Source organism: Vogesella facilis (assembly GCF_042648525.1).
GTDB lineage: Bacteria > Pseudomonadota > Gammaproteobacteria > Burkholderiales > Chromobacteriaceae > Vogesella > Vogesella facilis.
In genome coordinates this window covers 98,999-105,088 of the sequence record NZ_JBHRXN010000012.1, presented here as the reverse complement: position 1 = coordinate 105,088, position 6,090 = coordinate 98,999, and the positions used below count along the sequence as shown (strand labels likewise).

General features: G+C 57.8%; 5 protein-coding genes. All 5 read right to left on the bottom strand.

What is annotated here, in order from left to right:
• Window positions 1-59 precede the first annotated feature (59 nt).
• The 5 genes from ACFOLG_RS07030 to ACFOLG_RS07010 all read right to left on the bottom strand — a co-directional run bounded on the left by ACFOLG_RS07030 (window position 60) and on the right by ACFOLG_RS07010 (window position 6,047).
• Entirely contained in the window at window positions 60-863 is an 804-nt protein-coding gene (locus tag ACFOLG_RS07030; RefSeq protein ID WP_386090036.1) for a hypothetical protein, read from the bottom strand.
• Window positions 864-1,115 carry a helix-turn-helix domain-containing protein gene (locus tag ACFOLG_RS07025; protein ID WP_386090033.1) on the bottom strand — a complete coding sequence of 84 codons (252 nt, stop codon included), beginning with the start codon at window positions 1,113-1,115 and terminating at the stop codon, window positions 864-866. It abuts the gene before it with no gap.
• Between the two features lie 695 nt (window positions 1,116-1,810).
• Entirely contained in the window at window positions 1,811-3,739 is a 1,929-nt protein-coding gene (rpoD, locus tag ACFOLG_RS07020; RefSeq protein ID WP_386090031.1) for an RNA polymerase sigma factor RpoD, read from the bottom strand.
• Between the two features lie 70 nt (window positions 3,740-3,809).
• Window positions 3,810-5,591 (bottom strand): DNA primase, encoded by a 1,782-nt coding sequence (dnaG, locus tag ACFOLG_RS07015; RefSeq protein WP_386090028.1) that lies wholly within the window; start codon window positions 5,589-5,591, stop codon window positions 3,810-3,812.
• Between the two features lie 9 nt (window positions 5,592-5,600).
• Complete coding sequence (locus tag ACFOLG_RS07010) at window positions 5,601-6,047, bottom strand: GatB/YqeY domain-containing protein (protein WP_386090025.1); 447 nt, start codon at window positions 6,045-6,047, stop codon at window positions 5,601-5,603.
• Window positions 6,048-6,090 lie beyond the last annotated feature (43 nt).

Genomic DNA, 6,090 nt, shown 5'->3' with positions numbered 1-6,090 from the left:
GAAACGCTGCCTGCTCATGACACCTCCTTGTAGGGCCTAGTGTGAGGCTCTTGAGGTGTCTAGGAAAGGAGGGGCGATTCAATCAGATTGCGAGGAGCATCCCTCTCAACATCAGGTCCCTGCGTTCTTGCGCCACCAGGAGGAATCATGTCAGCAGTAGCAAAACAGTAATCGATTCTGCTCACATCGCCGACATCCTGTAAGTTCCATTTACTCACGCAATGTTGATCACTCACCATATCAAAAAATAATTTCCACATCGTTCCAACGTGAAACACCTCCTTAAGCCTCGTTTTGGCACTAATAACTATTGCATTTAAAGGATTGCTTCTTGAAAATATTGCGAAATCACATTCAATATTGATATTGAACCCGGCCTCACCAGAATTTTGTAGATCTATCACTCTACGAAAAGAAAGTGTATTTTTAAGTCCAGGGGGAGTTCCTTTGTCGACCAATACCTCATCCTGGTGCGAAAGTAGGTTTGCCAGCAAGTAAACGATGGCATTTACAAAATTTTCCCCATTATTTTTGGCCTGACCTTGTGAGCGAGCCGTCCTAAATCCAGACTCGTTAATCTGATCATCAGACAGTCGTTCTTGCAAATATTCTCCCAAGTCAATACTTAAGAGGGTATTGGTCAAATTTGATAGTTGATCTCGACAAACACCTCGCATCGCTGGACCTTGCAAGCCGCGGATTGCGTTATCCAATTGAATTCTCACAGGAGAAAATGCGGCAGGTGGATTGTGCTCACGAACTACAATGTCCTCGTTAAGCCATTGGACAATTTTTGAATTAAAGTCATTTACCGGCTCAAAAGCCTCAACGCTATACAAACGCACTGCATTCGTTCGAACCATTTAGCCCTCAGCAAGTTTGCCGACATTGTCTTCGGCTGATTTTAGGATTTCGGACGCAGGAACACCCAAAGAGGCTGCTATCGACTCAAGCGTAGTGATCGTAGGACTTTTACATCCCCTTTCCACCAAACTTATATAGGTCCGATGCAGTCCCGCAGTGAACGCCAATTGCTCTTGGGACATACCAAGCAGGCGCCTTCTATTGGCAATTTCAAAACCGATTTGAACGATTAAAGAATTCTTTTGGTCCATGCATACCATGGTATGCAATTTTGCTTACAGGGTCTTCAGACTATAGTAGTCAATATGTAGCTAACGGATCCAAAAACAGCGAAAGCCACCGTTAGTTACAACGGTGGCTTTCGTATAATAAAAAACCGCCGTACTCTCGCACGGCGGTTTGATATGTGGTGGGCCCCCCGGGAGTCGAACCCGGCACCAACGGATTATGCTTACCAACTATGGCTTTCGCCACCCCTTTCGGGTTTGTGGTCTGGACTGTCTCTTGTCTTTACGACCTGCCCGTACAGTCTCTACACGTTCTCTCTAACCGAGAGCTTCGCTCGGGATTGCCACGCTGCTTTCGCAACAGAGGTTTCCCCGAATTTGAGCAGTTCTACCAAGGGGCAGAGCTAACTTACCCCAAGGCAACCCAATCTGTGCTCTCCGTCCTCTTGCGAGTCGTAGGAGATCACATGTTAAGTCCGCTGCTCTAACCAAGCATGAGCTAGAGGCCCTCAAACTACGAATTTTACTGCACTTGGCTACACCTGATTCGGGGTCATTTGTAGCCTATGTGTAGCCTTGACTGCTTTTTCTGCCTTAGCTGAACGCACAAGCTATTGATTTAATTGAGTTTTTAAAATTCAACCAAACCGTTATGAGTCCTCTGCTCTAACCAACTGAGCTAAAGGCCCCAGAGCCGGCGATTATACCAGATGAAAGGCTTACTGGTTACCCGGTTCGTTGTCCAGGAAGCTGCGCAGCCGCTCGGAGCGAGTCGGATGGCGCAGTTTGCGCAGGGCCTTGGCTTCGATCTGACGAATGCGCTCACGCGTCACGTCGAACTGCTTGCCCACCTCTTCCAGCGTGTGGTCGGTGTTCATGTCGATGCCGAAGCGCATGCGCAGCACCTTGGCTTCACGCGGGGTCAGCGAGTCGAGCACTTCCTTGGTGGCATCGCGCAGGCTGGCGTACATGGCGGCTTCCGCCGGCGCCACGGTGACCGAGTCCTCGATGAAGTCGCCGAGATGGGAGTCGTCGTCATCGCCGATCGGGGTTTCCATCGAGATCGGCTCTTTGGAAATCTTCATGATCTTGCGAATCTTGTCTTCCGGCATCTCCATCTTTTCCGCCAGTTCCGCCGGATCCGGCTCGCGGCCGGATTCCTGCAGGATCTGCCGGCTGATGCGATTCATCTTGTTGATGGTCTCGATCATGTGCACCGGGATGCGGATGGTGCGTGCCTGGTCGGCGATGGAGCGGGTGATGGCCTGACGGATCCACCAGGTGGCATAGGTGGAGAACTTGTAGCCACGGCGGTATTCGAACTTGTCCACCGCCTTCATCAGGCCGATGTTGCCTTCCTGGATCAGGTCGAGGAACTGCAGGCCGCGGTTGGTGTACTTCTTGGCAATGGAGATCACCAGGCGCAGGTTGGCCTCGATCATCTCGCGCTTGGCCAGGCGGGCCTTGGTTTCGCCCGACGACATGCGGCGGTTGATTTCCTTCAGCTGCTCGATGCTCATCATCGCCTGCTTTTGCAGGTCGGCAATCTTGCTCTGCTTTTCGATGATGGCGTACTTGAAGCGCGACAGGGTCTCGGACCAGTCCTTGCCGCTGTCGATCTCTTTCTCCACCCAGTCGAGATTGCACTCGTTGCCCGGGAAGGACTTGATGAAGTGATCGCGCTTCATGCGCACGCGGGTAACGCAGATATCCTGAATCTCGCGTTCCAGCTTGCGGATGCCGTTGACGCGCTCACGCAGCTTGTCGCACAGGCTCTCGATCTGGCGCGTGGAGAAGCGGATGCCCATGAACAGCTCGGTGATGGCTTCCTGCGCGGCGGTGTATTGCTTGCTGCCGTAACCATGCTTTTCCAGTGCGGCCAATAGTGCGTCGTAGTGTTCGCGAATCTGGGCGAAGTGGGCGAGCGCTTCCTGTTTCAGTTCTTCCAGATTGGCTTCGTTGATGGCGGCGGTGTCTTCTGCCGTCTCTTCGTCTTCTTCGTCTTCTTCGTCTTCGTCCACTTCCGCGTCGTCATCGGCCGGTTCGCTGAACTCTACTTCCGGTGCGGTTTCCGCTTCCGGGTCGATCATGGCGTCGATGATTTCGTCGATACGCAGTTCGCCGGCTTCCACCTGGCTGATCAGCGCCAGTACTTCGGCCACCGAGCCCGGGCAGGCGGACAGCGCCTGAATCATGAACTTCAGGCCTTCCTCGATGCGCTTGGCGATGACGATCTCGCCTTCGCGGGTCAGCAGCTCGACCGAGCCCATTTCGCGCATATACATGCGCACCGGGTCGGTGGTGCGGCCGAATTCGGAGTCCACCGAGGACAGTGCGGCTTCGGCTTCTTCCACGGCGTCTTCGTCTGCCACCGGCGGGGTGGCATCGGACATCAGCAGGGTCTCTGCATCCGGGGCTTCTTCGTAGACCTGAATGCCAAGGCCACCGATCATGGTGACGATGTTTTCGATCTGTTCGGCGTCGGACACATCTTCGGGCAGGTGGTCGTTGATCTCAGCGTAGGTGAGGTAACCACGTTCCTTGCCCAGCGCAATCAGCTGGCGCAGCCGTTTACGCTGCTCTTCCAGGCTCATGGGCTCGGTTGCCGGTTCGTTGTTCTGTTTTTTGGTATCGGGAGATAACGCCATTTGGTTTCCTGCTCGAAAAAAGCCGAAAAAAACAATTGATTATAACACAACCATGTGTTGCCCGTCTGGCTCAGCCGCCGGTGGGGCGGGCGCGGCGAGCAAGCAGGGTGCGCAGTAGTTGTAGCTCTTCCTGACTCAGGTGTTCATAGCCCTTGTTGGACAGTGCGGTGACCAGCTCCTGGTCGTAGCGCGCCATCAGGCGGGCAAAGCCTTGCACAAAGTTTTCCCGGTCGCGTTCGTCGGGGTTGGCAAATTCCTCCGGCTCGCGCAGCGATTCCTGCAGCACGGAGTCGATGACGGCTTCGTGTTCGCTGTGGCGGAACGACTCGGCCAGTTGCGCGCTGCTGGGCGACGCCTCGCTGGCCTGGATGCGTTCGATGATGGCGACCAGCGTTGCCATCTCGCCTTCATAAATCTGGCTTTCGCGAATATCGATATGGTGCGCCCAGTCCGGGTTCATCAGCGCCCACTTGATCTCGCGCCGTACCATCGGCGTACTCTCTGGACGGTTGGAGTCGCGTGGCAGCTGATAGTTGCGGCGGCCCTTGCGCTCGCTGCGCGGCCTGCCCAGCAGCATGTCCAGCTCGTCGACGTCGACCTGGGCCAGTTCGGCGAGGCGCTTTCTGATGATATAGCCCAACATGGGGGCGGCTATCTGATCAAGCAAGGGTTTGGCCTGCTTGATCAGCTCGGCGCGGCCCTCCGGCGCGGAGAGGTCGATGTCGCTGCACAGCTGGCGGATGAAGTAGGCGGACAGCGGGATGCTCTGCTCCTGCAGCGCCTGCTCGAACGCCTCGCGGCCGAACTCGCGGATATAGCTGTCCGGGTCGTGCTCCTGCGGCAGGAACAGGAAGTGCAGCGCCTTGCCGTCCACCAGCTGCGGCAGGCTGTTTTCCAGTGCGCGCCAGGCGGCTTTCTGTCCGGCCTTGTCGCCATCGAAGCAGAAATACACCTGGTCGGCATGGCGCAGCAGCTTGCGCACGTGCTCGCCGGTGGTGGCGGTGCCCAGCGTGGCCACCGCGTATTCCACGCCGTACTGTGCCAGCGCCACCACGTCCATATAGCCTTCCACCACCAGCACGGCGTTGGCGCCGCGGACGGCCTGGCGCGCCTCGTACAGGCCGTACAGCTCGCGGCCCTTTTCGAATAACGGCGTCTCGGGCGAGTTCAGGTACTTGGGTTCGCCCTTGCCGAGCACGCGGCCGCCGAAGCCGATGATGGCGCCGCGCTGGTTGCGGATCGGAAACATCACGCGATCGCGGAAGCGGTCGTAGCGGCGGCCGCTGTCCTCGGCCACGATCACCAGGCCGCTGTCCACCAGCGCGCTGTCGTTGTAGTCGCCAGCGATGGCTTCCAGGTTCTGCCAGCCATCCGGGGCGTAGCCCAGGCCGTAACGGGCGGCGATCTCGCCGGTAAGGCCGCGGCCCTTCAGGTAGGCGATGGCGTTGGGCGCGCTTTTCAGCTGCTGCTTGTAGAAGGCGGCAGCGCGGCTGAGCGCATCTTCCAGCGACAGCTGTTTGGCGCGCGCGGCACGCACCACCTCAGGGTTGGCCGCACGCTCCTGCTGCGGCACCGGCAGGCCGATGCTGTCGGCGAGGAACTTCACCGCATCGACGAAGGGCAGACCCTGGTACTCCATCACGAAGCCGATGGCGGAGCCATGCGCGCCGCAGCCGAAGCAGTGGTAGAACTGCTTGCTGGGGCTGACGGTGAAGGAGGGCGACTTTTCCTTGTGGAACGGGCAGCAGGCCATGTAGTTCTGGCCGCCCTTCTTCAGCGGGACGCAGCGATCCACCACGTCGACGATGTCGACGCGGGTCAGCAGCTGATCGATGAAGTCCTGCGGGATCATCCGCTGCGCTTAGCCGGCCAGTTTGGCCTTGATGCGCGCGGAGACGGCGCCCATGTCGGCACGGCCGGCCACCTGCGGCTTCACCGCGGCTACTACCTTGCCCATGTCCTTGGCGCCGGCGGCGCCAGTGCTGGCGATGGCGGCATCGAGGATGGCTTCGATCTCGGCTTCGCCCAGCGGCTGCGGCATGTAGTCCTGCAGCACGACCAGCTCGGCCTGCTCCTTGGCCACCAGGTCCGGGCGGTTGCCGGCCTCGTACTGGGTGATGGAGTCGCGGCGCTGCTTGACCATTTTCTCGATCACGGCGGTGACGGCGGCATCATCCAGCTCGATGCGCTCGTCCACTTCCTTTTGCTTGATGGCGGCCATCAGCAGGCGGATGGTGGCCAGGCGCTCGGCGTCGCGGGCTTTCATCGCGGTTTTCATGTCGTCGGCAATGCGGGCTTTCAGGCTCATGATCGTGTCCAGGCTAGAGGCGAAGTTGGCCGCAATGCTTGCG

What these genes read in the sequence shown, in the direction of transcription:
- ACFOLG_RS07025 (WP_386090033.1), bottom strand. Translation starts at nt 1,115, where the DNA reads ATGGACCAAAAGAATTCTTTAATCGTTCAAATCGGTTTTGAAATTGCC.
- rpoD (WP_386090031.1), bottom strand. Translation starts at nt 3,739, where the DNA reads ATGGCGTTATCTCCCGATACCAAAAAACAGAACAACGAACCGGCAACC.
- ACFOLG_RS07010 (WP_386090025.1), bottom strand. Translation starts at nt 6,047, where the DNA reads ATGAGCCTGAAAGCCCGCATTGCCGACGACATGAAAACCGCGATGAAA.
- ACFOLG_RS07030 (WP_386090036.1), bottom strand. Translation starts at nt 863, where the DNA reads ATGGTTCGAACGAATGCAGTGCGTTTGTATAGCGTTGAGGCTTTTGAG.
- dnaG (WP_386090028.1), bottom strand. Translation starts at nt 5,591, where the DNA reads ATGATCCCGCAGGACTTCATCGATCAGCTGCTGACCCGCGTCGACATC.